This window comes from Deferrivibrio sp., from assembly GCF_055117995.1.
In genome coordinates, this window is record NZ_JBSQOT010000003.1 from 77,300 (window position 1) to 103,644 (window position 26,345).

Annotated in this window: 25 protein-coding genes; 15 read left to right on the forward strand and 10 right to left on the reverse strand. The window is 34.6% G+C overall.

What is annotated here, in order from left to right; all coding sequences use genetic code 11:
- Positions 1 to 37: 37 nt before the first annotated feature.
- The 5 genes from ACTCAF_RS01820 to ACTCAF_RS01840 are packed head-to-tail and all read right to left on the reverse strand — an operon-like array spanning position 38 to position 4,160.
- Positions 38 to 595, reverse strand: coding sequence for an HD domain-containing protein (locus ACTCAF_RS01820; RefSeq protein ID WP_463061598.1), 558 nt, complete (start codon positions 593 to 595; stop codon positions 38 to 40).
- Entirely contained in the window at positions 592 to 1,539 is a 948-nt protein-coding gene (lgt, locus tag ACTCAF_RS01825) for a prolipoprotein diacylglyceryl transferase (protein WP_463061599.1), read from the reverse strand. The genes ACTCAF_RS01820 and lgt overlap by 4 nt, the downstream gene beginning before the upstream one ends.
- Positions 1,539 to 2,420 carry a DMT family transporter gene (locus tag ACTCAF_RS01830; protein WP_463061600.1) on the reverse strand — a complete coding sequence of 294 codons (882 nt, stop codon included), beginning with the start codon at positions 2,418 to 2,420 and terminating at the stop codon, positions 1,539 to 1,541. Before ACTCAF_RS01830 ends, lgt begins: the two co-directional genes overlap by 1 nt.
- Complete coding sequence (locus tag ACTCAF_RS01835) at positions 2,417 to 3,298, reverse strand: DMT family transporter (protein ID WP_463061601.1); 882 nt, start codon at positions 3,296 to 3,298, stop codon at positions 2,417 to 2,419. Before ACTCAF_RS01835 ends, ACTCAF_RS01830 begins: the two co-directional genes overlap by 4 nt.
- A complete protein-coding gene (locus ACTCAF_RS01840; protein ID WP_463061602.1) occupies positions 3,279 to 4,160 on the reverse strand; it encodes a DMT family transporter in 882 nt (293 codons plus the stop codon). Before ACTCAF_RS01840 ends, ACTCAF_RS01835 begins: the two co-directional genes overlap by 20 nt.
- A gap of 168 nt (positions 4,161 to 4,328) precedes the next feature.
- On the opposite strand from ACTCAF_RS01840, the gene pta reads away from it, so the two are divergent.
- Positions 4,329 to 5,315, forward strand: a complete 987-nt coding sequence (gene pta / locus ACTCAF_RS01845) for a phosphate acetyltransferase (protein WP_463061603.1) — start codon at positions 4,329 to 4,331, stop codon at positions 5,313 to 5,315.
- 13 nt (positions 5,316 to 5,328) lie between these two features.
- The gene (locus ACTCAF_RS01850) at positions 5,329 to 6,573 is read left to right on the forward strand and encodes an acetate kinase (RefSeq protein WP_463061604.1); all 1,245 of its coding nucleotides are present in this window, start codon (positions 5,329 to 5,331) and stop codon (positions 6,571 to 6,573) included.
- A 25-nt stretch (positions 6,574 to 6,598) separates the two neighbouring features.
- Here ACTCAF_RS01850 and ACTCAF_RS01855 read toward each other — a convergent pair whose 3' ends face one another.
- Complete coding sequence (locus ACTCAF_RS01855; protein WP_463061605.1) at positions 6,599 to 7,342, reverse strand: slipin family protein; 744 nt, start codon at positions 7,340 to 7,342, stop codon at positions 6,599 to 6,601.
- A gap of 88 nt (positions 7,343 to 7,430) precedes the next feature.
- On the opposite strand from ACTCAF_RS01855, the gene ACTCAF_RS01860 reads away from it, so the two are divergent.
- The 9 genes from ACTCAF_RS01860 to ACTCAF_RS01900 all read left to right on the forward strand — a co-directional run bounded on the left by ACTCAF_RS01860 (position 7,431) and on the right by ACTCAF_RS01900 (position 16,332).
- The gene (locus ACTCAF_RS01860; protein WP_463061606.1) at positions 7,431 to 8,300 is read left to right on the forward strand and encodes a YicC/YloC family endoribonuclease; all 870 of its coding nucleotides are present in this window, start codon (positions 7,431 to 7,433) and stop codon (positions 8,298 to 8,300) included.
- Positions 8,297 to 8,908: a guanylate kinase gene (gene gmk, locus ACTCAF_RS01865; RefSeq protein WP_463061607.1), complete on the forward strand. Its 612-nt coding sequence runs from the start codon at positions 8,297 to 8,299 to the stop codon at positions 8,906 to 8,908. Before ACTCAF_RS01860 ends, gmk begins: the two co-directional genes overlap by 4 nt.
- A 1-nt stretch (position 8,909) precedes the next feature.
- Positions 8,910 to 9,131, forward strand: coding sequence for a DNA-directed RNA polymerase subunit omega (locus ACTCAF_RS01870; protein WP_463061608.1), 222 nt, complete (start codon positions 8,910 to 8,912; stop codon positions 9,129 to 9,131).
- Positions 9,124 to 10,317: a bifunctional phosphopantothenoylcysteine decarboxylase/phosphopantothenate--cysteine ligase CoaBC gene (coaBC, locus tag ACTCAF_RS01875; RefSeq protein ID WP_463061609.1), complete on the forward strand. Its 1,194-nt coding sequence runs from the start codon at positions 9,124 to 9,126 to the stop codon at positions 10,315 to 10,317. Before ACTCAF_RS01870 ends, coaBC begins: the two co-directional genes overlap by 8 nt.
- Positions 10,310 to 10,945 carry a uracil-DNA glycosylase gene (locus ACTCAF_RS01880; RefSeq protein ID WP_463061610.1) on the forward strand — a complete coding sequence of 212 codons (636 nt, stop codon included), beginning with the start codon at positions 10,310 to 10,312 and terminating at the stop codon, positions 10,943 to 10,945. Before coaBC ends, ACTCAF_RS01880 begins: the two co-directional genes overlap by 8 nt.
- A gap of 62 nt (positions 10,946 to 11,007) precedes the next feature.
- Positions 11,008 to 12,195 (forward strand): CsgG/HfaB family protein, encoded by a 1,188-nt coding sequence (locus ACTCAF_RS01885; protein ID WP_463061611.1) that lies wholly within the window; start codon positions 11,008 to 11,010, stop codon positions 12,193 to 12,195.
- A gap of 6 nt (positions 12,196 to 12,201) precedes the next feature.
- On the forward strand, positions 12,202 to 13,314 hold the full coding sequence (locus ACTCAF_RS01890) for a flagellar assembly protein T N-terminal domain-containing protein (protein ID WP_463061612.1): 1,113 nt from the start codon (positions 12,202 to 12,204) through the stop codon (positions 13,312 to 13,314).
- A gap of 141 nt (positions 13,315 to 13,455) precedes the next feature.
- Positions 13,456 to 13,857 carry an RrF2 family transcriptional regulator gene (locus ACTCAF_RS01895; protein ID WP_242820275.1) on the forward strand — a complete coding sequence of 134 codons (402 nt, stop codon included), beginning with the start codon at positions 13,456 to 13,458 and terminating at the stop codon, positions 13,855 to 13,857.
- 168 nt (positions 13,858 to 14,025) lie between these two features.
- The gene (locus tag ACTCAF_RS01900) at positions 14,026 to 16,332 is read left to right on the forward strand and encodes a vitamin B12-dependent ribonucleotide reductase (protein WP_463061613.1); all 2,307 of its coding nucleotides are present in this window, start codon (positions 14,026 to 14,028) and stop codon (positions 16,330 to 16,332) included.
- Positions 16,333 to 16,365: 33 nt separating this feature from the next.
- Here the strand turns inward: ACTCAF_RS01900 and ACTCAF_RS01905 are convergent, their stop codons facing one another.
- Positions 16,366 to 17,628, reverse strand: coding sequence for a sodium:solute symporter family protein (locus tag ACTCAF_RS01905; RefSeq protein ID WP_463061614.1), 1,263 nt, complete (start codon positions 17,626 to 17,628; stop codon positions 16,366 to 16,368).
- Complete coding sequence (locus tag ACTCAF_RS01910; RefSeq protein WP_463061615.1) at positions 17,625 to 18,140, reverse strand: macro domain-containing protein; 516 nt, start codon at positions 18,138 to 18,140, stop codon at positions 17,625 to 17,627. Before ACTCAF_RS01910 ends, ACTCAF_RS01905 begins: the two co-directional genes overlap by 4 nt.
- 145 nt (positions 18,141 to 18,285) lie before the next feature.
- Here ACTCAF_RS01910 and ACTCAF_RS01915 point away from each other — a divergent pair, with 145 nt between their 5' ends.
- Positions 18,286 to 19,080 (forward strand): nitrilase-related carbon-nitrogen hydrolase, encoded by a 795-nt coding sequence (locus ACTCAF_RS01915; protein WP_463061616.1) that lies wholly within the window; start codon positions 18,286 to 18,288, stop codon positions 19,078 to 19,080.
- Positions 19,081 to 19,100: 20 nt separating this feature from the next.
- Positions 19,101 to 20,666, forward strand: coding sequence for an acetyl-CoA hydrolase/transferase C-terminal domain-containing protein (locus tag ACTCAF_RS01920; RefSeq protein WP_242820280.1), 1,566 nt, complete (start codon positions 19,101 to 19,103; stop codon positions 20,664 to 20,666).
- Between the two features lie 134 nt (positions 20,667 to 20,800).
- On the opposite strand, the gene priA is transcribed toward ACTCAF_RS01920, so the two are convergent.
- Positions 20,801 to 22,738 (reverse strand): replication restart helicase PriA, encoded by a 1,938-nt coding sequence (gene priA, locus ACTCAF_RS01925; RefSeq protein ID WP_463061617.1) that lies wholly within the window; start codon positions 22,736 to 22,738, stop codon positions 20,801 to 20,803.
- Positions 22,739 to 22,863: 125 nt separating this feature from the next.
- On the opposite strand from priA, the gene ACTCAF_RS01930 reads away from it, so the two are divergent.
- Positions 22,864 to 23,577 (forward strand): FecR domain-containing protein, encoded by a 714-nt coding sequence (locus ACTCAF_RS01930; protein ID WP_463061618.1) that lies wholly within the window; start codon positions 22,864 to 22,866, stop codon positions 23,575 to 23,577.
- Here the strand turns inward: ACTCAF_RS01930 and ACTCAF_RS01935 are convergent, their stop codons facing one another.
- Positions 23,578 to 25,650 carry a CHASE2 domain-containing protein gene (locus ACTCAF_RS01935; protein ID WP_463061619.1) on the reverse strand — a complete coding sequence of 691 codons (2,073 nt, stop codon included), beginning with the start codon at positions 25,648 to 25,650 and terminating at the stop codon, positions 23,578 to 23,580.
- A gap of 49 nt (positions 25,651 to 25,699) precedes the next feature.
- On the opposite strand from ACTCAF_RS01935, the gene ACTCAF_RS01940 reads away from it, so the two are divergent.
- Positions 25,700 to 26,338, forward strand: coding sequence for an LPP20 family lipoprotein (locus ACTCAF_RS01940; protein WP_463061620.1), 639 nt, complete (start codon positions 25,700 to 25,702; stop codon positions 26,336 to 26,338).
- The last annotated feature ends 7 nt before the right edge of the window (positions 26,339 to 26,345 follow it).

The window sequence follows — 26,345 nt, forward strand, 5'->3', positions numbered from 1 at the left end:
TATAATTCAATGAATATTATTTTAAATTTGTAATTTTTTACCCCATAAGCGTATCTTCTATTTCAGAAAGTGAATTTATAACAAATTGTATGTGTTCGTCTCTATCGACTCCAAGCTCTTCAATACCTTTTTCAATGTCTTCCCTGTTAACACCTCTTGCAAATGATTTATCTTTGAGCTTTTTTTTGACGCTTTTAAGCTCAATATTTGAAATTTTCCTGTCTGGCCTGACATATCCACAAGCCATTATAAAACCGCACAACTCGTCTACTGCAAAAAGTGTTTTTGCCATAAGCGAGTCTCTGGGAGAATTGGTATAATCAGCATGGCCTAAAATTGCTTTTAAAATATCCTCTTCTACTCCTTTTTCTTTAAGTATCTCCACACCTTTATATGGGTGCTCTGATGAAGAAGGGAACATTTCATAATCAAAATCGTGCAAAAGCCCTGTAACTGACCATTTTTCAATATCTTCACCAAATTTTTGTGCATATGACTTCATTGCCTGCTCTACTGCAAATGCATGTTTTAAAAGGGATTCAGATTTTGTATATTCTGTCAAGATGCCCAGTGCTTGTTTCCTGTCCAGTTTCATTTTGCCTCCCTTTTTAAATTTAATATAATTATACCGATTATAACCATAATAATACTGGCAAGGTGCGGTGCCCTGAGTAATCCTATCATTAAATCATCTGCTCTGAATGTGGTAACAAAACCTCTTATGAGTCCGTAAAAAATAAGGTAAAGTCCTGTTATTTTGCCCCGCCCAATATTATTATCATTTTTCCATAAATATATTAAAAAAGCTGCTGCTATAAAGTTTAATATCATCTCATAAAAAAATGTAGGATGCACAGGTAGTCTGCCAAATTCTTGGTATGCCGGAGGAAAATATTTTTCAGGAAAACTTATGCCCCATGGGACATAATATTTTAATTCATAAATTTTATTTTCAAATAAAATTGTAATTTTTTTTCCGCTTTCAACCATTTCTTTTAACGACGAGATTGATGAAGGGTTATTTTTGAGATTAAGCGTGCCTAAAACTGTTGACCAAAATTCAGGGAATTTGTTTTTTAGTGAAAATATTATTGATGGTGGTGTGATTGTGGGTACTCCGTGTGCTTCACCGTTAGCAAAGTTTCCAAATCTCCCTATCCCCTGGGCAAGAAGAAGAAAGGGGAGTATCAAATCTCCAAACAACAATGCTCTTATTTTTTTGAGTTTTGAAAATAGCAGGAAAGTGATGAATCCTCCAATAATTCCTCCATGGATTGCAAGTCCGCCGTGCCATATTGCAAACATTTCAAAAGGGGTGTTTTTATAAAAATCCCACCTGAAAAGTACATAATATATCCTTGCTCCAAGTATTCCACCTATAAATGTAAAAAGTATCAGATTTTCTATCTCTTCAGGATTCAGACCTAATTTTTTTGCTTTTTTTTTCGTAAAGAATAAGGTCAGTAGAATACCTATAAGATACATCAAACTATAATATCTGATTTCAAAATTTCCAATTTTAAAAATATAGGGAAACATTATTTTGCTCCTTTTTTTGAAGCTGTTATAATTGCTATAAAAATTAGAATTATTCCTATAAATTGAAACTTGTCAATAGTTTCTCTGAAAAAAAAGTATGCAAGTATTGCTGAGCCTATGGGCTCACCCAATGTTGTTATGGCAACCATACTGCTTTTTAGATGTTTTAGAGCCCAATTCAAAGAAGTATGGCCTATAAGTTGGGGTATAACTGCGAGCATAAGCATAAATAAGTATGAAGATGGCTGATACGTAAAAAACTTTTGATTTGTTAAGAGAGCTACAAATAAAAGGGTTATTGCACTTGATGTGTATGTAATTGTTATATAAGGGACTATATCGACTCTTTCCCTGACTTTACTCCCTATCATAATATAAATAGCTGCAGCAATTGCACCTATAATTGCAAACATATCTCCAATTAATGCTTTTTCGTTTATATCAAAAGTGTTTGCGATATTTATGTCACCTAAAGTCAGTATAACGCTTCCAAGTATGGAAAAGATTATACCGAAGATAATAGATGCATTTTGTTTTTCCTTTAAGAAAATATAAGAAAAGATGCCTACAAAAATAGGGCTTGTAGTTACAAGTACTACACTGCTTGCAACAGATGTAAGCTTTATTGAGGTAAACCAGGTATAAAAATGAACTGATAAAACGATTCCGGAAATTATTGACAAGATAATATCTTTTTTTTCTATCTTTTTAATTGAGTGCTTCCTGATTTTAAATATTGCAATTATTATAATACTTGCAAATATTAGTCTGTATGTAGCTATCATAAGTGGCGGGACGTCATAACAAAATCTTACGAAAATAGCTGCAAATGAAATTGATATTACACCTGAAAGCAAAATGAAAAATATCTTTAATTTCATTTTTTGACTCCTATGATGGCACTGCCTATTTCACTTGTCAGCATTGCAAGGATTATTATCAATGCTCCGACGTATTGATTAAATGTAAGTATTTCTTTGCCGATAAAATATCCGAAAAATGCTGCAGACACAGGCTCTAATGTAAATAAAATAGCAGCTTTTGTGGGTGTGGTATATTTTTGCATTGCTGTTTGTATGAAAAATGCCAGTACTGTTGCAAAAAAACCTGTCAGAATAAACGCAAATATTGTTTCATTGTTTAATTGTATATAAATATTTTTATTTGTTGCAAAAGATACAAATGTTGATAACAAAGCCGTTACAGTTATCTGTATAACGGTTAAAATCATTGCATCATATTTTCTTGAATAAAAATCGGTTAAAATTATGTGTATTGCAATCCCTATGGCATTCAAAAGAATCAAAAACTCCCCTTTGCCAAAATTTACTTTTCCTTTAAATGATATAAAATACAGCCCGATAATTGATAAAATGACCCCTATTATTGAAGTAGGGTAGGGTTTTTTCTTTAAAAAAAGGAATGAAAAGAGTGGTACAAATACAATATAAAGACCTGTCAGAAATCCTGTTTTGGAAGCAGATACATACATCAGTCCGACAGTTTGCAGATAAAATACCAAAAACATAACAAAACCCATAACCAGACCTGCATAAACTGACGAAAGTGATATTTTATTTTTTCTTAAAAACAGAAAAGGAAAAAGTAGTAATGACGCAAAGAAAAATCTGTAGCTTAAAAATACTACCGGGTCAATTTTATTCACTGCCTCTTTAACTATTATAAAAGTACTGCCCCAGATAATTGAAATAAAAAGCAGTGAAATATCTGCTGAGTATTCAAGTAATCTTCTGTTCATAATTTGCAAACTCAATTTTTTTTATTTGGGGAAGCATTATAGATATTAATATCAACGCCATTCCTGATATTTGAATATAATCAACCTTCTCTGAAAGGATTAAACCTGAGGCAATGACTGTTATAACAGGCTCAATGGATGAAAATATTGATGCATACATGCTTCCTATTTTTTCGATAGACAGGTATAGCAGTGTAATGGCAAGAAAAGTGGAAATAAAAGACAGGCCTGTGATAAGCAGTATTGCATTTTTATCAAACTTAAAAGAAAAATCGGCCTTCAATGAAAATGAGAGCGCAGCAAAAAGCATTACATAAAAGCTAAAAGTAAGCGGTTTTTGAGTTTTCAAGGAGTACTGTATAAAAATAATGTAGCAAGAAAATACCATTGAAGCGCCAAGTGCAAATGCGATGCCTGTCAATGAATATCTGTTATAAAAAGCATTATAGAATATCAGGCAGCTGCCAATCGCAATGAATATCAGTGAAAAAATGGTTACATTATTTAGTTTTTGTTTATAAATAAATACAGACAATATTGTGACAAACAGGGGGTATAAGTAGAGGATTAATGATGCAGTTGAAACTGAAGTGTTTTTGATTGCCAGAAAAAATAAATTGCTCTGCAAAAAATATAAAATGCTTCCTGCAAACATTGCTTTTAGAAGGTTTATCCTTTTTATTACAAAAAGTTTCGGGTTTTTTAATGCAAAATAAATAGCAAAGATTAAAGATGCAAAGAAGAATCTGTAAAACAACATATTTGACGTAGATATATCCATATTATAACCCTGTTTGGCAAAAATTGCCAGGAAGGCAAAGCATGTTGCTGACAGAAGAGCGTATATAATTCCAGTTGACATTTAATCACCTATAAAAAAATTAAGTATTAATAATCGATTATTTTTATAAAATCAAATATAATCTGATAGTTTATTAAAGTTTAGTTATATTTTAATATTGTTAAAAACAACTTGACAAGTTGTAGTTATTTATTAAAATAAAATATCATTCTATTTTAGGGGGACATTATGTCTTTGATGGAAAAGTTTTGGCAAATGGCAAAAGAAAAACAGGGGACAGTTGTATTGCCCGAAGGTGTTGACGAAAGAACAATTGATGCTGCACACACTATTTCAAAAAATGGTCTGGCTAAGGTAATTGTTTTAGGTGAAGAAGAAAAGGTAAAGAATCTTTTTAAGTCAAAAGGATACCCTGTGGATTGTGAAATAATTGAGCCTGAAAAGAGCAAGTATTATGAAGAATTTGTAACGGAGTATTATGAAAAAAGAAAGTCAAAAGGGATGACTCTTGATGAGGCGAGAGCTTCCATGAAAGATGTTAATTACTTCGGTTGTATGCTTGTTGAAAAAGGGGTTGCAAATGGTGCAGTTACGGGCGCCTGCCATACAACTGCAGACGTGTTGAGGGCTGCTATAAGGGTAATCGGTACAAAGCCTGGGATGAAAACGGTTTCAAGTTGTTTCATTATGGTGACTCCCAAAAAAGAATTTGGGAAAGATGGCGCAGTATTGTTTGCTGACTGTGCTGTAAACCCCAATCCGGATGCAAGAACTTTGGCAGAAATTGCTCTTGCCACAGCTGATAGCTGTAAAGCCTTTTTGGGGGTTGAGCCTAAGGTTGCAATGTTGTCGTTTTCAACCAAAGGGAGTGCGAGTCACCCTGATGTTGATAAGGTTCTTGAGGCGTTAAAAATTTCAAAAGAGATGGCTCCTGAACTAAAAATTGACGGTGAATTGCAGGCAGATGCAGCACTTTTAAAAAGTGTCGGGGAGAGAAAAGCGCCTGGTAGCGATGTCGCCGGAAGTGCAAACGTATTGATATTCCCTGATCTTGATGCAGGAAATATAGGGTACAAGCTTGTAGAAAGGGTTGCTTCTGCAGAAGCGATAGGCCCTATTATTCAGGGTTTGAAAAAACCTGTCAATGATTTGTCAAGGGGTTGCAAGTATATGGATATTGTTAATGTAGCTGCCATCACGATGGTACAATCTTAAAGGGGGATTAGTTATGAAAATTCTTGCGCTTAATTGCGGTAGTTCATCAGTAAAATATCAACTTTTTGATTGGGAAGAAAAAAAGGTTGTGGCAAAAGGTGTTGTTGAAAGAGTTGGTATAGGGGACTCTTTTATTATACATGAAGTTCCTGGCAGGGATTCTTATAGAAATGAGTATGAATGTCACGATCATAATACTGCTATAAATCTTGTTGTTAATACTCTTGAAAGTAAGGAAAATGGTGTTATTGAGAAAATTAGCGAAATTTCTGCCGTAGGTCATAGGGTCGTTCATGGAGGGGAAAGGTTCAAAAGTAGTGTGCTTATCGATGATAAGGTTATAAAGGCGATAGAAGATGTTCAGAATCTTGCACCACTGCATAATCCACCAAACCTTGCGGGGATAAGAGCTGCTAAAGCTGTTTTACCTGATGTTCCTCATGTGGCAATATTTGATACGGCTTTTCATCAATCAATGCCTGATTATGCTTATACATATGCCATTCCTTATGAATGGTACAAAGAGTACGGCGTAAGAAGATACGGTTTTCATGGCACAAGCCATCTGTACGTATCAAAGAGGGCGGCAGTACTTCTGGGGAAAGATCCTAAAGATTGTAATATAATTACAATGCATATAGGAAACGGTGTATCCCATACTGCAATAAAAAATGGGAAGTCTGTTGACACGTCAATGGGCCTGACGCCACTTGAAGGTGCTGTGATGGGGACCAGGTGCGGAGACCTTGATCCGGCTGTCCCACTGTTTATGCAGCAGCAACTCAATGTTGGACCAAAAGAAATGGACAGCTTGCTTAACAAGAAATCAGGTATTCTTGGTATTACAGGTAAATATACGGACAGAAGGGATGTGCTGGAACACGTGGATACAGATGAGAGGTGCAGACTTGCTATCGAAATAGAGGCGTATAGGCTTAAAAAATATATTGGCGCTTATTATGCTGTTCTTGGCAGAGTAGATGCTATTGTGTTTACTGCAGGTGTTGGCGAAAACGCAGGTATTATTAGGCAAAAGGCCTTAGAAGGGCTTGAGGAACTTGGTATAAAAATTGATAAAGATAAAAATCTTAAAACATTCAGCAAGTCGGGAGAAACTGAAATTTCCACTCCTGACTCAAAGGTTAAGGTTTTTGTGATTCCTACAAACGAAGAACTCGTCTTCGTGGAGGATGTGGTTGCAATATTGCAAAATACCTACAAAGATCACACAGAATATCCATACTCATTTCTAAAATAATAAAGCCCCAAAAATGGGGCTTTTTTTATTCGTTTTTTATAAAACTTTTAAGCATTTCAACAGGTAATGGAAATACTATTGTAGAATTTTTTTCCGATGCTATTTCATTTAGCGTCTGAAGATAACGTAATTGAATAGTGATAGGGTTTTTGGACATTATTTCACTTGCCTGAGATAATTTTTCTGCTGACTGCAATTCCCCTTCGGCGTGAATAATTTTAGAGCGCCTTTCCCTTTCTGCCTCAGCCTGTTTTGCCATTGCCCTTTGCATTTCCTGTGGCAAATCGATGTGCTTTATTTCCACTGCAGTAACTTTTACACCCCACGGATCTGTTTGTTTGTCTATTACATCCTGTAATTCAAGGTTTATCTTCTCTCTATTGGAAAGCAGGTCATCCAATTCAAATTGGCCCAGGATACTTCTTAAGGTAGTTTGTGATAACTGACTTGTAGCATAATAAAAATCTTCGACTTCCAGAACGGCTTTCTCCGGTGAAACAACCCTGAAGTATACTACCGCATTCACTTTGACGGAAACATTGTCTTTGGTTATAACATCCTGTGGAGGGACATCCATTACAACTGTTCTTAAATTAATTTTAACCATCTTTTCAATACCAGGGATAAGTATAATTAAACCAGGGCCACGGACAGAAACATACCTTCCAAGCCTGAATATAACCCCTCTTTCATATTCTTTCAGAATTTTTACCGTATTGAAAATTATAACAAGTATTAGAATAAAAATGATTGCAGGCAAACTAAACATATTGACCTCCTTTATTTATTTATGTATTATTCACCTCAATTTTACATTAAAATGTACACTACTTCAAAATAATTTAAAAGAGGAATTTATGATAGTAAGTATGACAGGGTACGGGAGTGTTACAAGGCACTTTGATTTGTTTGATATTACGGTATCTATAAAATCTGTAAACAGCAAATATTCAGATATCAAAATAAAATTGCCGAAGTTTTTATATTTAAGAGAGGTAGAGTTTATAAATATTGTCAAAAATGAACTGTTAAGAGGAAAAATTGATGTAATAATAGATGTTTTTCTAAGAAAACCTATCAAAAAGGCAAGGCTCAATACCGAATATTTCAACATGTATATGGATGTTCTAAGAGAGGTTCAGATTAGAAGTGAAATACTTGATGACATTAAGATAGAGCATATATTACAATTTGAAAATATAATAGATTTTGTTGATGAATCGGATATGACAGAATTTATTGATAGGGAGGTTGTGGCAGTTTTAAGAGAATGCTTGTCTGAAGTAAAAAGGATGAGAGAAATTGAAGGCAAGCATTTGCAAGATGTTATAACAGAATCCCTGAAAAAGTTGCAGGCTATGAATGATGAGATTTCAAATTTAAAGGATGAAGTTTACAATATTAATCTTGATAAATATAGAAAGAGAATTGAAGAGCTTGTTTTAAAATTTGATGAGGATAGAATAATTACGGAAGCTGGAATAATTTCGGAGCGCCTTGACATTTCTGAGGAAGTAAACCGTATAAATTCCCATATCAGGCAGGTAATAAATGTAATTAACAATGAGTTTCCATGTGGCAAAAAGCTTGATTTCTTTTGTCAGGAATTAAACAGGGAATTTAATACAATAGGTTCAAAATCATCACAGATTGAAGTTATAAATTATGTGGTTAGTGCTAAAAGTGAAATTGACAAAATAAGGGAACAGGTACAGAATATCATATGAATGATTTGGGTAAACTTTTTGTAATAAGTGCACCTAGCGGGGCAGGTAAGACTTCACTTTGTAATGAGCTTTTGAAAACTTATGGCAATCTGGAGTATTCAATATCTTATACTACGCGTGAGCCCAGAGCGGACGAGGTTGACGGGAAAGACTACTTTTTTGTGAGTGAGAAAGTGTTTAGAAAAATGATAGAAAATGATGAGTTTATAGAATGGGCTGAGGTTCATGGGAATTTTTACGGTACACCGAAGAAATTTATAGAAGACAAGTTGAAATCAGGGGTTAATATTTTGCTTGATATCGACCCCCAGGGCGCAAGGCAGCTAAGGAAGAGACTTAATTTTGGTATTTATGTGTTTGTTATAGCACCAAGTATCAAGGAATTGGAAGAGAGGCTAAGAAAAAGAAGGAGTGAGTCGGAGGAGAAGCTTCGTCTCCGGCTTGAGAATGCAAGAAAAGAGGTTCAGTTTTACAAGGATTATGATTATATTATAATTAATAAAAACTTTGAAAAAGCATTCAATGAGCTCAATGCAATATATATTGCCGAGCATTTAAGGTCGAAAGATGTAAAAAAAATAGAAGATATTGTGAATTTGGAGGTTTGAAGTGGCACTTATTGATATTGAAAAGTTGGTTAAACGAGAAGATATTAAGGGGAAGTACAGGCTCAACAGGATATTAAGCCTGAGAGCAAGGGAGATTGTTGATGCCAAAGAAGGGACACTACCTCCTCAGGTAAATGAAGGGAGCAAACCTACAACCAAAGCGATTTTTGAGCTTGTTAAAGGAAAAATAAGGGTGGAAAAGATAGAAGAGGGCGATGAGTAATATTTTAATAGGGGTTTCAGGGGGGATTGCTGCATACAAAATCCCCATTCTTTGTAGAAAATTTATACAAGCAGGCGATAGTGTCAAAGTAATTTTGACTGAGAATGCTGCTAAGTTTGTTACCCCTCTTACTCTTGAAACTTTGACAAAAAACAGGGTATATCTCGATGACTTTTTGACAGATATAAGTCCGAGAGATATTGAGCATATTGACCTTGCTGAGTGGGCGGATATTTTCATAATCGCACCTGCCACTGCAAATACAATCGCCAAGATGGCATGTGGCATAGCCGATAATCTTTTGACTTCAACATATCTTGCCTACAAAACTGAAAAACCTTTATTCATTTGCCCTGCGATGAATACCAATATGTATCAGAATCCTGCAACAGTAGATAATTTAAACAAAATTGCACAAAGAGGCGTTAATATTATAAGCCCTATTGAAGGTGAACTTGCATGTAAAGATGTGGGCATTGGAAAGATGCAGGAGCCGGAGATTATCTTCGAGGCAGTTAAAGATAAACTCAGTGCTTGCAATGTGCTAAATGGATTAAAAGTGATAGTGACAGCCGGCCCTACCATAGAGGATATTGACCCTGTAAGATACATTTCAAACAGAAGTAGTGGGAAGATGGGTTATGCTATTGCAGAAATGGCAAAAAAGATGGGGGCTGATGTTACTTTAATTTCAGGTCCTTCTAATTTAAAAACTTCCCTAAATGTAACAAAGGTTAAAAGCGCAATAAATATGTTGAATGTATTAAAGCAAAAGGTTGAAGACTGTGATATTTTGATTATGGCTGCAGCAGTGGCAGATTATCGGGTAGAAAATATAAGTGATATTAAGATTAAAAAGAGTAGCAATGAACTTCATTTAAAGCTTATCAAAAATCCTGATATACTTTTTGAGCTTTCAAAAGTAAAAAGAGAAGGGCAAGTTTTTGTAGGTTTTGCTGCAGAGTCTAATGACCTTGAGGAAAATGCCGTCTTAAAGTTAAAAATGAAGAATCTTGATATGATAGTTGCCAATGATATCAAAAGAGAAGATATAGCCTTTGATTCTGACTACAATGAGGTAATTGTTTTCAATAAAAAGGGTTCAAAGTTAACTATTAAGAAAGATAAAAAGGAAGTAATTGCAGAAAAAATATTGAAAGAGATCAAAGCTTATATAAATGGGTAAGTTTATTAAAGAAAATTTTCTAAATGATGTTTATGGGGTTTCTGAAATACTGATTGACAGCTGTTTAAATAGTGAAAGTGACCCTTTTATGGAATTAAAGGATGCAGTTGAAAACTGTAAGAAGTGTCAGCTTTCAAATTATAGAAGCAATGTTGTTTTTGGTGAAGGTGATATAAATGCTGGTTTGATGTTTGTTGGCGAAGGGCCGGGAGCTGAGGAGGATAGGCAAGGGAGGCCTTTTGTGGGCCGGGCAGGGCAACTTTTGACCAAAATGATTGAAGCTATGGGACTAAAAAGAGAAGAGGTATATATAGCAAACATTGTCAAGTGCAGGCCGCCTGACAATAGAAACCCTTTCATGGAAGAGGCTACAGCATGTATTGATTATCTAAAAAAGCAGATTGAGCTGGTCAGTCCAAAAGTTATTGTTTGTCTTGGAAGTGTTGCTGCAACTTATCTTCTTAATACTGAGAAACAAATTTCAAAACTTAGGGGTGAATTTGTTGATTTTAATGGAATAAAGGTTATGCCTACATTTCACCCTGCATATCTTCTTAGAAATCCTTCCAAAAAGAAAGAAGCATGGGAAGATTTAAAAAAAGTTATAAATTTTTTAAATTTGAAATGATTTTTTTGAATTTAGTGGTATAATATTTTAAGGTCTTAAATTATTAACTTTAGGGGGTTTAGATGAAATCTTTGAAATTATTAGCTTTAGTTGTTAGTTTATCCTTGGTTCTTTTCGCCTGTGCTCCACCAAAAATTGACCCGATGAGTATGCAGGTTACGCCTGCCGATACTGAGCAGGTTAATATCCCTCAGATTTGTATGGCCCAATACGAAAGCAAAAAAATAAGTGTTGCTGTACTTCCTTTTACCAACAATACTACTTTTGGAAAAATGGAAGGGGTTAATACAAATATTCAGGGTGAGGCTACCAGGACTCATACTTCTGCAGGTGTTGCAGGTGTTGTTGCTGCGCCGGGTGCAGTTGGAATAGGTTATGCAGGTGCCAGTAAAACAAATGTTAAGTACTCAAAAGATATTAACACTTTTTACAGACAGATTTCACCTCAGCTTGGTGAGTTTGCTCAGTCAGCAGTTGAGGATACTATTGTTAACATTGGTGGTGTGAATGTTTTTAGCCGTGCTCAAATGGAAAAAATACTCCAGGAGCAAGGATTTCAGATGAATGTGGCTGATCCTAATACTGTTGCTCAGTTTGGCAAAATTGCCGGTGTAAGTTATGTAATCACAGGTACTGTTGACAATATAAATGCAAAATATGTTCCTAAATCAGATACCAATACAGGAAATGTCTGGGTCAACCTTGCCCTTACTGTTGGAAAATCTATGGTTGATGGATGGAATGTTACCACTGATATGACAGTACAGCTTATTGATGTATCCACAGGACAGATTTTGCTTTCCAAAAAGGTAAGCGGACGTGAACTTGGGGGGACACAACCAGGCTTTAACCCTGAGCTAGTAGTTACTGCTGCCAAGAAGGCTATGCAGGAGTCTGTTGATGATATAAAACCTGTTTTTTCAGAGCATTTTTCTGCAAAAGCGTATATCAATCAACTTAGAGGAAATAAGTCTGCGGCAATGGTTTCCATGGGAAGAAAAGATGGAATAAAGCCAGGTGACAAGCTTGAAGCTTATGAATTTTTGGAAGTGCAGGATTTTATGACAAAAAAATCAAATTGTACAAAATCCAAAATTCCTGTTGAGTTGATAGTAAGTGACCAGGTGGATGAATCAACTTCGTGGGTTGTAGTTGAGGGTGAGCCTAATTCAAAAATGAGACTTAAACTGGGTACTCTGGTCAAAAGGGCACCAATGTCAGGGCAAAGTGTGATAAAAAAATTGTGGTAACTGGTTATGTGTAAAAAGATATTTATAACTGCTATTATACTGTTAGCGGCATTCTCTGCACAGTTATATGCTGCATCTGTAGAGGCTGTCGGTGAAGCATTGATAGCAAATAACGATATTGGTGCTGCCAAAAATCAGGCGATAGCGCGAGCAAAATGGGCAGCTCTTGAAAAGGCTGCTCAGGTAAATGTGAAGGTTGAGACAATTGTTCAAAATGCGCTTTTGGTTGATGAATCTATTAAATCAGAAGTATCAGGAGCTATTAAGGATTTTTCGGTTATTGACGAAGGTAAAGATGGGGATACATATTGGGTAAAGATTAAAGCCAATGTAGAGCAAAAAGATGCGGTTAAAACAGTAAGTCTTTTTGCAAAAAATACTTCGGTATCTGTGCTTTTGCCTGTGGTATTCCCTGATGGAAGAGTGCTTGAAACATCTCCATTGTCTGAAAAAATCATTAATGAACTTTTGCTGCAAAATTTTGAGGTTGTGGATGTTGCTTCCCTTGGCAACCCCTATTCAATTGAACAGCTCAGCAATGCTATGCAGAATAATGATTTTTTGCTTCTTAGAAGTCTGGCTTACAGGTCTCTTTCAGGGGTATTGCTTGTTGGTAAAGTTGAAAGCATTGCCACTGCAAAAGAGGGTAAAAATATTGGATATGGGATTAATCTCCCTTTTAATATTGTAAATGGTAAACTGACTTATAGACTTATAGGAAGTAAAGACGGACAGAAAATTATTCTTGATAGTGGCTATGTTTCGGCAAGAGGTCAGGCTGCTTCTGTTGATGATGCAGTTTATAATATGCTTGAAACCCTCAGCTATGAAGTAACAAACAGAATTATATCAAAAATCTCTGAAAAGATCAGGGGGATTGAAAACAGAAAGGTGGAAATTGTTTTGGCGGGGAATACCGACGTAAACAAGCTGTTGCAGTTAAAGGGTGACCTTCAGTATATTGCCTGGGTACTAAATATTGAAACTCAAGGTACTGACAAACTTGTCCTTGATTATCCGGAAAAAGTAATTTATCTTGCCAATGCTATTGAGCAGAAGAGGATATACAGTATAAAAAAGATTGATGACAGACGAATAGTCCTTGAGTCAAACAGATAATCAGAAGAGCCGCATAATTTAAGCGGCTCTTTTATTTTACCATTTGAAATATATCTGATTTAAATAAAATCATACCTCTATTGACATTTGGTTTAAATAAGACTAATATTGTCTAAATTAAGTTTGCAAGAGGTATTAGTTATGAAAATAACCAGAGCAGGGGATTATGCTTTAAAAGTTATGGCTTATATTGGTTCGCAGGATAAAAATAAGTTATTTATGCGTAATGAGTTATCGGAAATTTGTGGCATTCCTGATAGTTTTTTGGGCAAAATTTTACAGTCCCTTGCAAGAAACAATATTTTGTATTCCGAGAGGGGTAAAAACGGTGGTTTTAAGTTTGTTAAAGAGCCTCAGGAGATAACATTGTACGACATAATAAAGGCTGTTGAGGGGGAAATAAAGATAAATGATTGTCTTGTTGACCCGGATTTTTGTTCAGGTCTGACTTCTTGCAATATCCATAATGTGCTTGGTAAAATCAGGGAATCATTTATAGATGAGCTCAAAAAATATACCCTTGAAAATATTATCCAAGGTTAAAGTAGTTTACATATTATTAAATGTAACTTATTGATAGTAAATGTAAAAATATATTGTTTTTATTACCATAAGGTTATAGGTTTTTAGATTATTTGCTATTGAAATTAAAAAAATATAGGTTAAAATCCTACAGCTAATTTTCAAATAAGTTATCCTGGAGGAATTTTAATGATTAAAACAGATTTATTAGAAAAACTAAATAAAGAGCCAAAACTTTCAGCTAATGCTGTCACGGTTTTAAAGAAAAGGTATCTCAAGAAAGATGAGGATGGAAATGTAGTTGAGACACCTCAGGGTATGTTTCAAAGAGTAGCTTTGAATATTGCAAATGCTGAATTAAAATATGGCTCTGAATCAAAATACGAAGAATACGCCGTGAAGTTTTATGATATGATGGTAGACTTAAAATTTCTTCCAAATTCGCCCACACTTATGAATGCTGGTAAGGAGCTGCAGCAGCTTTCAGCCTGTTTTGTGCTTCCTGTTGAGGATTCTCTGGAAAAAATATTTGAGGCTGTAAAACATACTGCTCTTATTCACAAGTCGGGTGGCGGGACAGGGTTTTCTTTTTCAAGGCTAAGGCCCAAAGATGATGTTGTGAGGACTACAAAAGGGGTTTCAAGTGGCCCTGTTTCATTTATGAGTGTTTTTGATTCTGCTACTGAGACTATCAAGCAGGGGGGCACAAGACGAGGCGCAAATATGGGTATATTGAGGGTTGATCATCCCGATATAATGGAGTTTATCTATGCAAAACAGGATAAAACCAAATTGACAAATTTCAATCTTTCGGTTGCTATTACTGAAGAGTTTATGGAAAAGGCGCTGAAAAATGAAGAATACGAGCTAAGAAATCCGAAAACTGGTAAAGTTGTAAAAAAACTAAATGCCAAAGAAGTTTTTGACCAGATGGTTAAACTTGCTTGGGAGGGTGGCGACCCAGGGATAGTTTTTATTGACAGAATTAATAAATTTAACCCTACCCCTAATGAAGGTGAAATAGAAAGTACCAATCCATGTGGGGAGCAACCACTTTTGCCATATGAATCTTGCAACTTAGGCTCAATAAACCTTGGTAAATTTGTAAAAGGTAATGATATAGATTGGGATGACTTAAGATATGTTATTCAAACCGGAGTGAGATTTCTTGATAATGTTATCGATATGAATTGTTATCCTATTGAAGAAATCGATAAAATGACCAAGAAAAATCGCAAAATTGGGCTTGGTGTGATGGGTTTTGCTGACATGCTTGCTTTGCTTGATATCCCTTATAACTCTGAAGAAGCTATTGAAATGGCAGAGATGGTGATGAAATTTATTCAGGATGAGGGAAGAATAGCTTCCGGAGAGCTGGCAAAAGAGAGGGGTAATTTCCCTAACTTTGAAGAAAGTATATACCCTGATATGGGGTTTGAATATATGAGAAATGCAACAGTTACCACCATTGCTCCTACAGGTACAATATCTATAATTGGAGGTTGTTCGAGCGGTGTTGAGCCTTATTTTGCAATTGCTTTTTACAGAAATGTTATGGACAACAATAAGCTTGTGGAAGTAAACCCTATATTTAAGGAGAGAGCTAAAAAGGATGGATTCTTTACGAAAGAGCTTATGGATAAAATTGCTGAGAAAGGCACATTGCATGACATTGATGAGATTCCTTCTCATATAAAGAATGTTTTTGTTACTGCTCACGAGATTTCGCCTATATGGCATGTGAGGATGCAGGCGGCTTTTCAGAAATATACAGATAATGCGGTAAGTAAAACCGTGAATTTTCCAAATGAAGCTACGATTGATGATGTAAGGGAAGTTTATATACTTGCTTATAAGCAGGGGTGTAAAGGGATTACAATTTACCGGGATGGAAGCCGTGATGCCCAGGTTATAAACCTTGGAACAAAAGAAAAAGATGCCAAGGAACAGGCTGCTCAGGAATACCACGCTATTTTCAGACCAAGGCCAAGGCCAAAAGTATTGTTTGGAAAAACTCTTGAGATGATGACAGGTTGTGGGAAACTTTATGTTACTATTAATTTTGATGAAAATAATGAGCCTTTTGAAGTTTTTACAAGTATGGGTAAAGCTGGCGGATGTGCCCAAAGTCAGTGTGAAGCAATAGGGAGGTTAATTTCCCTTGTTTTCAGAAGTGGTGGTGACTATGATATTGTGGTCAAACAGCTTAAAGGTATTTCTTGCCATATGAGATATGGTTTTGGACAAAATCAGATATTAAGCTGTGCTGATGCAGTTGGAAAAGCCATTGAAAAAGCAATAATGATGGGCTCTGAGTTTAAGGTAATCAATCAGGAAAAACTTACCGTCGATAAACTTCTTGAAGAAGCAGAAAAAAAGTCAGGAAGTCTTAACGAGCAAATCAGAAACGGAGCTTGTCCTGAATGTGGCGGACCGATACAATATGTAGAAGGGTGCGATGTCTGCCATTCTTGTGGTTATTCTCACTGCAGTTAGGATTATAAAAGACGGGGGCCAAAGCCCCCTTCTTTAAATCATATAAAAGATAATTGCTGCAAATGTAATATAAAAAAATATTTCTATTTTTCTAAGATCGATTTTTTCATTTAAATATAAAGCTGCAATAAGAGGTAAAAAGACAATTGAGCCCCTTATCCCCATAGAAAGATAGCTCCATTTTAAAATTTTTGATTCAAATCCTAATGCAACAATAAGATAAGAAGATGATACAACGGTTAAGTTTATTAGTCTGATAGCAGATATTTCATTTTTTATTTTGAGCTTTGAAATAAAATCTTTGTAGATGTTTGTAGTAACTCCTACCACCAATCCTGACGCAGTTCCTAATACTATAAATAGTATGAAAGAGAGAATAATTGATGTTATGAGCGGTGAAAAATGAGAATTGATAAAATATGGGAAGACTTCCGCTCCGGTTTTGGTGACGAAACCGGAGGCTCTGACATACATTCCGATATACACACCTAAAAAACCTACCGGAGGGATTAATGCAGCGCTTAAAATACTCCCCCAGACAGCATCTTTTTTGCTTTTAGCAGAGAATATGGCCTGGAGATACACCTGGGTTGACAGGACACCTATTATCATAAAAATAAGATCAAATGTTGCCTTTTTTTTCCCGTAACTGAATAGACTAAACCAGTTAATATTATCTGGCAAACTGTCAAAGATGTATAAGCCGCCAGCTTTGAAGGCTTCAAAAAAACAGACCAGCATAACGATATAAATAACAAATATTTTTATTTTACCTATAACTGATGAGCCTTTGACACCTCCATACACAGAGTAAAGTAAAATGATGAGGGATGATATAAAGGAGCCGTTTATTAATTTTAAACCGAAAAAATGTGATATGATAGCACCTGACGCGATAATTTGTGCAATTATATGTATGTAGATTCCAAGTGTACTGAAAAAACTACTGACTTTTCTAAATCTTTGTCCAATGTATCTTCCAAGGAATTCTGTAATTGTGGTAATATTACTTACATATAACTTATCAGTGAGAATAAGGCCTAAAATGATGCAGGCTATCCCTGAGCCAAGGGTGAAAATTACACCGGCCAATCCGTAGAAGTAAGCCATCTGTACAGTACCTAATGTGGATGCTCCCCCTACGAGCGTGCCGATAATAACACCAGCTACACCGAAATAGCTTAAGTTTTTTCCAGCCAATAAAAAATCGTTGCTGTTTTTTGCTTTGTTTTTTGTGAGAAATACCTGGAAACTTAAAATTAATGTTACTGAAATAAATAGGATTTTATATATCATTTATTGTTTAGCATCTCATAAGTTTTACTAAATATGTCGAAATCATTTTTTGTAAAGAGGCATATATAACAGTTTTTGATTTTATTGGATAAATTTTCTTTGAAATCAATCATAGCTTTTAAGATAACGTGTGATGCCTCTTTTATTGGATAACCGAAAATCCCGGTGGAAATAGCAGGGAAAGCAATAGTTTTGATGTTGTATCTATCAGCCAAGCTTAAAGAATTGTATATTGCATTGTATAAAAGTTTGTCCGGGTTTTTATCAATGTTATATCTTGGACCTACTGCATGGATGACATACTTTGCCTTTAAATTTCCTCCTGAAGTTATAACAGCGCCCCCTATATCGCAATGACCTATTTTGTTGCATTCTTCCTGAATTATGTCGCCACCTTTTTTTCTGATTGCACCAGCAACGCCACTTCCAAGTATCAGATCAGAATTGGCAGCATTTACAATACAGTCTACATCAAGCTCTGTAATGTCTCCGGTTAATAACTTAACTTCCATATAAGATTAATAACATCTTTTTGTCAGAAATTCATCAAAAAATTTTCCAATTTAACATATAGAAAATTTATATCCATAAGTATTAAAACATAAATCTTGACAATTTAGAAATATTGTTTTAAAAAGAGAGTAATAAGGAAAGGCTATGAAAATAGGATGTTCACAACGAATTATAAAAACTGGTAACCTGGAAGAAAATTTGAATCATTTTGTTAATGATTTAATGTTATATGCTGATAAAGGTGTTGACATTGTTGTTTTTCCTGAAATGTGGGCAACCGGGTTTGATTATAAAAATATATTGGAACACTCAAGGAAGACCGAAGCTATTATTGAAGAAGTGTCCAAAAAGCTTAAAAACTTTCAGCTTGCTATTTTGTCTCTTCCAGAAAATGATAATAATGAAGTGTACAATACGATTTTTGCTGTTGACAGTTCCGGGGTTATTGCCAGATATCGAAAGATTTTTCTTTTTTCCCCTTTGAAGGAGGATGTTTACTTTAAAAAAGGGGACTTTGAAATATCTGTTTTTACCTTTAATTCTGTAAAAATTTCACTTCATACATGTTATGAAATAAGATTCCCAGAATTATTTAGAATTGCAGCTTATAATGGATCACAATTAATGATTGTTCCTGCTATCTGGCCTGATTTTAAAAAATACCATTGGCTTACGCTTTTAAGGGCAAGGGCTATAGAAAATCAGACGTTTGTTGTGGGTTGCAACGCTTATGAAGTGTATAACAATGGAAAAACTATAAAATGTGGACATTCGGCTGTATTTGACCCCTGGGGTGAGTCAGTTGCTTATATAGAAAATGTATCTGATTTAATGATTGCTGAGATGGATTTAAGCAAATTGTTGGAGGTAAGACAGGCCATACCAAGCCTGAAAGATGCAAGTGGTTATTTTAAAATAGATAAAATTAAAAGCCTATAAAGGCAAATAAGGAGGAATGTATGTCAGAATTAGAAAAGCGTATTAGAAAGAAAAGTCTTTTATCCAAAGTAATGAAACCGGAAGATATTGTTAAGCTTTTTGCTGAGGCTGGTGCTGGTAAAAAAGTTTTAAACCTTGGTTGGTCAGGTTTTACTCCTGTTGGTTATCCGAAAGTAGTTCCAATTGCTTTGGCTGATTATGTGGAGCAAAACGGTTTGCAGGGGAAATGGAAATTCAATCTATTTATAGGTGCATCTGTTGGTGTAGAAACTGAAGACAGATGGGCTACTCTTGATATGATTGATAGAAGATGGCCATATCAAACTGGTAAGAATATACAGAAATCTATTAACTCTGGTAAAATTAGGTTTGGTGACAAACACTTATCAATGTTTGCTCAGGATTTAAAATACGGTTTTTATACAAAAGATGAAGGTGGGAAGCTTGATTTTGCTTTGATAGAAGCTTCTGCTATTACTGAAGATGGTGGGATAGTTCTTGCTGGATCTATCGGAGCTGCTCCTGAAATTATTGATGTTGCTGATAAAATAATAGTTGAAATAAATACTGGTGTGCCATCTTTTGAAGGTATTCACGATATAGTTTCTACTGATTTGCCGCCTAACAGAAAGCCTTACCTAATTACTAAGGTTACTGACAGGATTGGTACAACATATGTTCCTGTTGATGATAAGAAAATAGTTGCAATTATAGAATCAAAAATGCCTGATAACGGTAGAGCTCTTACTGAACCTGATGACCTGTCCAACACTATTGCTGGTCATATTATGGAATTCTTTAAGCATGAAATCAAAATGGGAAGATTACCAGAAAACCTTTTACCACTCCAATCGGGGGTTGGTAATATTGCAAATGCAGTTGTTGGTGGACTTGTTAATGGTGACTTTAAAAACCTTTTAGTATTTACTGAAGTATTACAGGATACAATGCTTGACCTTTTTGACAGTGGAAAGCTTGATTTTGCAAATGCGACTTCACTTTCTCTTTCTGCGAAAGGTTTTGAGAGATTCTTTGCAAAATTTGATGAGTACACAAAGAAAATAATACTCAGACCTCAACAAATTTCAAATAACCCTGAGTGTATCAGAAGACTTGGTGTTATAGGTATGAATACACCTGTGGAGTTTGACATCTATGCACATGCTAACTCTACTTGTGTTGGCGGAACAAGAATGATTAATGGTCTTGGTGGTTCTGGTGACTTTGAAAGAAATGCATATATTTCTATCATGCATACACCTTCATGCAGACCATCCAAAACTGATGAGTTTGGTATTTCTGCCGTTGTGCCTAAGGCTCCGCATGTTGACCATACTGAGCATGATATTGATGTTCTTGTTACTGAGCAAGGACTTGCAGATCTTAGAGGTATGGCACCTAAGGAAAGAGCTCGTGAAATTATTAAAAAGTGTGCTCATCCAGCTTACAAAGATTATCTTATGGATTATCTTGAAAGAGCTGAAAAAGCTACCGGCTATGCTCATGAACCACAACTTCTCGATGAATGTTATAAAATGCATTTAAGTTTGGCTGAAAACGGAACTATGAGGTTCTGGAATAAATAACAAATTTAGACCCGCCGAAAAGGCGGGTTTTTTTATACACGGCAGTAGGCAGAATACCGCGTATTTATGCGTGGGTGAATGAGCTTTTTAGTGGTACACTTTTAGATGGAGTATACAAAAACATCATATAGTGTTTATAAGAAGAAATAAGGATCTACATCAATTTTGAATCCGAGTGTAGTGAGTTTTAATTTTTCGAATTCAACTTTTAGCAAATTTATTGATTTGTTAATTTCAGTATAATTTTCTGATTTTATTACAATATGAAATCTGTATCTGTTTTTTATTTTGTAAACTGGTGCAGGTACAGCAGGAAGAATTTTTATGTTTAAATGAGAATTTTTTAAAATCGATTCTATTTTTTTTGCAACTTCTTTTACAGTTTGCTCTTTAAAATGAGAAAAAATAAATCGAACAATTCTATAATATGGTGGGTAAGAGAAAGTTTTTCTCATTTGCAACTCATAAGTGTAAAAACCATTGCTTGTAAGAAAGGTAAAAACAGGCATATCCGGATTGTATGTCTGAATTATTACCTCACCTTTCTTTTTGAAACGGCCAGCCCTACCTGCAACCTGAGTTAGAAGCTGATAAGCCCTTTCATTGTTTCGAAAGTCAGGCAAGGAAAATATGTTGTCAATATTAAGTATTCCTACAAGGGTTACATTTGGAAAGTTTAACCCTTTTGCAATAAGCTGTGTACCAAGCAGAATTTTAAATTTATTTTTTTCAAAATCGGTTAAAATTTCTGATATTTTTTTTTGTGAAGACACTGTATCGGCATCAATTTTTATTACTTCGCCAGGGAATAATTTTTCGAGAATCAAATAAGCTTTTTCTGTGCCTATGCCAAAATCAAGAAAATCATGACTACCACATTTGCATTTAAGATATTTGATCTTTTCTCCGCAGTAATGGCATCTGGCTGTTTCGTCACTTTTGTAGTAGGTCATTGTAACAGCACAATTTTTGCAAAAAAGTGTTTCACCGCAAGACTGGCATATGAGTTGGGAAGAATAACCTTTTCTGTTTAGAAAAAGTATTGTTTGCTCACCATTTAAAATTCTTTTTTTTATGGCATCATATAGTTGAAGGGATAAAATGCCAGAAATTTTGTCTTCTGTTTTTAAATCAATAATTTTGATATCAGGGCTTGAATCATTGTGAAATCTTCTATCAATTTTAAAATATTTGTATTTTCCTGTTATTGCATTGTAATAAGATTCAAGTGACGGTGTTGCACTTCCCAGAACTACAGGAATATTATAAATTTTTGCCTTGAAAATAGCCGCATCTCTAAGGTTATAACAGGGCACTTCTTCCTGTTTAAAACTGTTTTCGTGCTCTTCATCCACTATAATTATACCAAGGTCATTGGAAGGAATAAAAAGGCTGCTTCTTGCGCCTATTATTACCGGTATTTTCCCTTTTTTAAAGCCTGATACAACCTTCTCTCTTTTTTGAGGTGTAAGTTTGCTGTGGTATGTTTCTACAACGATACCAAGTCTGTCCGAAACCCTTTTAACTAACTGTGGAGTTAGAGATATTTCGGGAACAATAAATATTGCCTGTTTTCCTTGCAGGATACAATTTTTGATAAGTTCAATATATACTTCTGTTTTTCCGCTGCCTGCAACACCATGAATCAAGAAACATTGAAAATCTTTTTGTTGTGAAATTTCATTGTAAATAATTTGCTGTTCATTATTTAGGTTTGCAAGTTTTGATAAATTTGATATGCTGTTTTCGTAATCTATTATTTTAGTGTTTAAAATTTTTCTTGAAATAATCCCGGATAAAACTGCCCCTAAACTGTATCCGTAATAGTTGGAAACAGTTTCCAGAAATTTCAAATCCTTTTTGTTGAAAAAAGGTTTGTCATCGATTATTTCACATATTTCTCTTACTTCATACTCGAATTCTTCTTTTTGTGAAATATTGTAAATAACCCCTGTAACAATCTTTTTACCGAGAGGAACATTGACCCTCATTCCAATTTCAAGAGCAGATTCAGTTTTATAAGTCAAAATGTAACTTTTTGGTATGGGCAGCAAAATATCGTAATAATTCATGATGAAATTATTACTAATCTAAAAATCTAAGTCAACGTATAAGTGATATTTTTAATTTTTATTACTTTCCATTAGAAAATCTTGATATTTGCCAGAATACAGGTATAATTTGGCAGGGGGACTATATGAAGAATATAATTTTCTTTTTGTTAATTGTATTTTTTTCTTTTTCTGCTTATTCTGCACAAAATCTTGACAATGAGTCTTGTGTAGGTTGGATTATAGACTTCAAAGGGATTGTAAAAATTTACAAAGAAAACGATTTCAGAGGGTCTGTTGTAAAAGATAACAATACCGGTATTTTAAAGGGGTTTGCCATTAAAACCGGTCTAAAGTCCGAAGCAAAGGTAGATTTAATTGATGATACAAAAATTATTTTAACTGAAAAATCTTCTGCAATCTTTCCCAAATATAATGATATTTTAACAGATAACGGAACTGTTTTGTTCAAAGTAACAAAAAGGGATGAAATTCAGGGTTTTACTGTTAAAACTAAGACAGCAACTATTGGTGTAAAAGGGACACAATTTGCCGTTACAGTTGACAACAGTAGTGTTAAAGTTTTTTGCAAAGATGGTAGTGTTTCTGTGAAGTCCTTGAAAGGGGAATTTAAAAGGTATGTCAAAAAAGAGCTTGATGATTATAGTCAGTTTTTGAAGGATCAATTTAAGGACTACAGTAAATACAAAAAGGAACTGAAAGAGGAGTTTATAAAATTTGTGAAGGAATTTGATATGAAGCCTGATATGGCAGTAGTCATTTCTGATACCAATGAGGTGAAAAATATTGATTTTCCAGAGAATATAAATGAACTTTTTGAAGAGTTAAATAAATTTTAGTTATTTTGTTTTTGCGATGTATGCCCCATTCCAAGGCATATCTGGCGGATTTGAAATAAAGTATTTGCATCTTTCGGCGAATATAATGGATGTCTCATCCTGAAACTTTTTGTAAATTTCTTCAAAATGCTGTAGTGCAATATAAAAATCAGTTGAAAAATATTTGTTGATTGCTTCATTAAATTCTTTTGTTAAATTTCTGTTATTTTGATTATCTTCAAGGAGTTGATAAATAGTGACCGGTTTTTCTTTACCCTTGACCACAACTTTATCAAGAAGCCTCAGGCAATAATCGTCATTTAATTTTTCCTTGACAAATTCACTGATGATTATGTGTGTTTTGTATAATTTATTAAGCCCTTCCAATCTCGAAGCGAGATTAACTGAATCTCCTATAGCAGTATAATCAAATCTTACATCACTGCCTATATTCCCTACGGTCGCTATACCCGTATTTATCCCAATACCAATATCTACGGAAGGCAGATTTTCAGACTTAAATTTATTATTAACGTCTTTTATGATATTAAGCATTTCAAGTGAAGCCTTGCATGCCATATCTGGATGATTTTCAATATTTACAGGTGCATTGAATATGGCCATAATTGCATCCCCAATATATTTATCGAGCAGCCCCTTATTGTTTAGTATTGCATGGGTGAGTGGTGTGTTGAGCTGATTAAGCATATATACAACCTTTTCTGAATCAAGCCCCTCAGAAAGGGTAGTAAAGCCCCTTATATCTGTAAACAAAATCGTAATTTCCCTTGTTTCACCACCAAGCTTTAGTTTATCAGGATGCTCAGTCATTATTTCTACTACATCCGGCGAAACATAAGATGAGAAAGCTTTTTTAATTCCAATAGCTTTCAGGTCTGTAAATACAAACAAAACAAGCTCAGTTAAAATAATACCTATTGCAAATGAAAAAAGAAAATAAAAGTCATTTATCCACAAATTGTACTTAATAAACAGGAAAATACTTGTTGTGTAAATCAACATAAAGGATAAAAAGTATGCCGCAATACGTTTGTATATTTTTTTGAAAAAACTGACAAAAAATATTATTAAGCAGGAAAAAATGATAAAAAGTATATCAGTTTTGTTATTTTCCTCAATCAATACATTGTCTAAAAAGTTTGAAATAAATGTTGCATGAAGGGAAACACCAGGCGTTATTGGATTTATAGGGGTGGGTCTTAAATCGAATATTCCTGTTTCTGTAATCCCAACAATTACAATTTTATTTTTCAGTTTAGATGTATCATATTCACCTGAAATTATGTCATATGCTGAAATGTAGTGTACTTTATTGTAAAAATTGAGTTTGAGATGATTTGAGTCTTTGTATTGCAAATTACCTAATTTGAATTCCACAAGACCTTTCTTATTAAATGTCGCTTCAATATCTGAGTTTAAATAAAATCTTAAAATCTGGAGTCCTAAAGATGGAAAAATTAATCCTTTGTGCAGATAAAAAAATGGATAATTTCTGTAGAGTCCGTCAATGTCAGGCTCGATGGTGAAAAATGCTGATGCGGCAAGACTTTCTGTAATTTCATAAATGTTGGGTTCGATATATTCAAATTCTTTTAGTCCTATAGTTTTATCAAGGAGTTTTATCCTGAAAATAGCTGAATCAGAGAGTATATCAATCAGCGACTCGTCAGCATTTTCTGTTGCCTGACTTCTAAAAAAAACACCGCCTATTACATTTCCATTTTCCATTATAGTCTGGCTAAGCTGGTTATCGTCTTCGGGATTGGAATACTCTGAAAATACAATATCAAGACCTATTACAGATGCCGGTCTTAATTTGGAAAAAAGCTCAGCAATTTTTTTTCTATTCCAGGGCCACCTGCCAAGTTTGTTTATGCTTTTTTCATCAACTTCCACAATTATGACATTATCATTTATTTCTTGTTGTTTTACCAGAAATTTAATTTTGTATTTGTAATCATTTACACTGAGTGCGAATTTTTCAAAAAAGTAAAAATGGCTATTGTACAAAAACAATGTTAAAATCAATAAAATGTAAATTGCGACTGATTTATACGTTAATACACTTTTCATATTCTCTCCGATATGCTATAGTATAACATAAAATATCAAAGGGGGAAAAATGTTTTCTAAATTATTTTTATGTATTATTGCATCGGCGTTTTTGTTTTCCGGGTGTTCATTTACAAAGCCTTCTGTTACAAAGCAAAATTCTGCTGCTCACCAGCAGGCTGAGGCAAAAAAGGCGTTTGAAGAGCTTGATAAAGAAACAGGCGAGCCAAAGCTTGATGATCCAATGATTGAGAAAGAAGTAGTTAAACCTGAAGCGCACAAACCAGATGTAGTTGAAGAAAAAAAATCTCCATTAAACAATGGTGAGAAAAAAATGGAAAATCAAACAAAATTTCCATTAAAAGATGGCAGACCGGTTTGGTTTTATGATGCAAACTATGACGGTTATTTTGGTGCAATCGGTATTGCAAGAAAGTCAGCCACAAGGGATGGTTATGCTACACAAAAAAGACTTGCCAAGACACTTGCGCAGGCTGAGCTCGCCAAGCAGATAAAGGTATTTGTTAATACTGAGCTTGAAACAGAAAGGGTAAGAATTTTGACTAAAATAAGTGATACTTACACAAGCAAGCTGACTACTCTGTCCGTACACCAATCTGAAGAGTTGATTAAAAATGCTGTAATACTTGATGAATGGACTGATCCAAATAACGGAGATTTATATGTATGGCTGGTAATTGAAAAATAGTAAATTT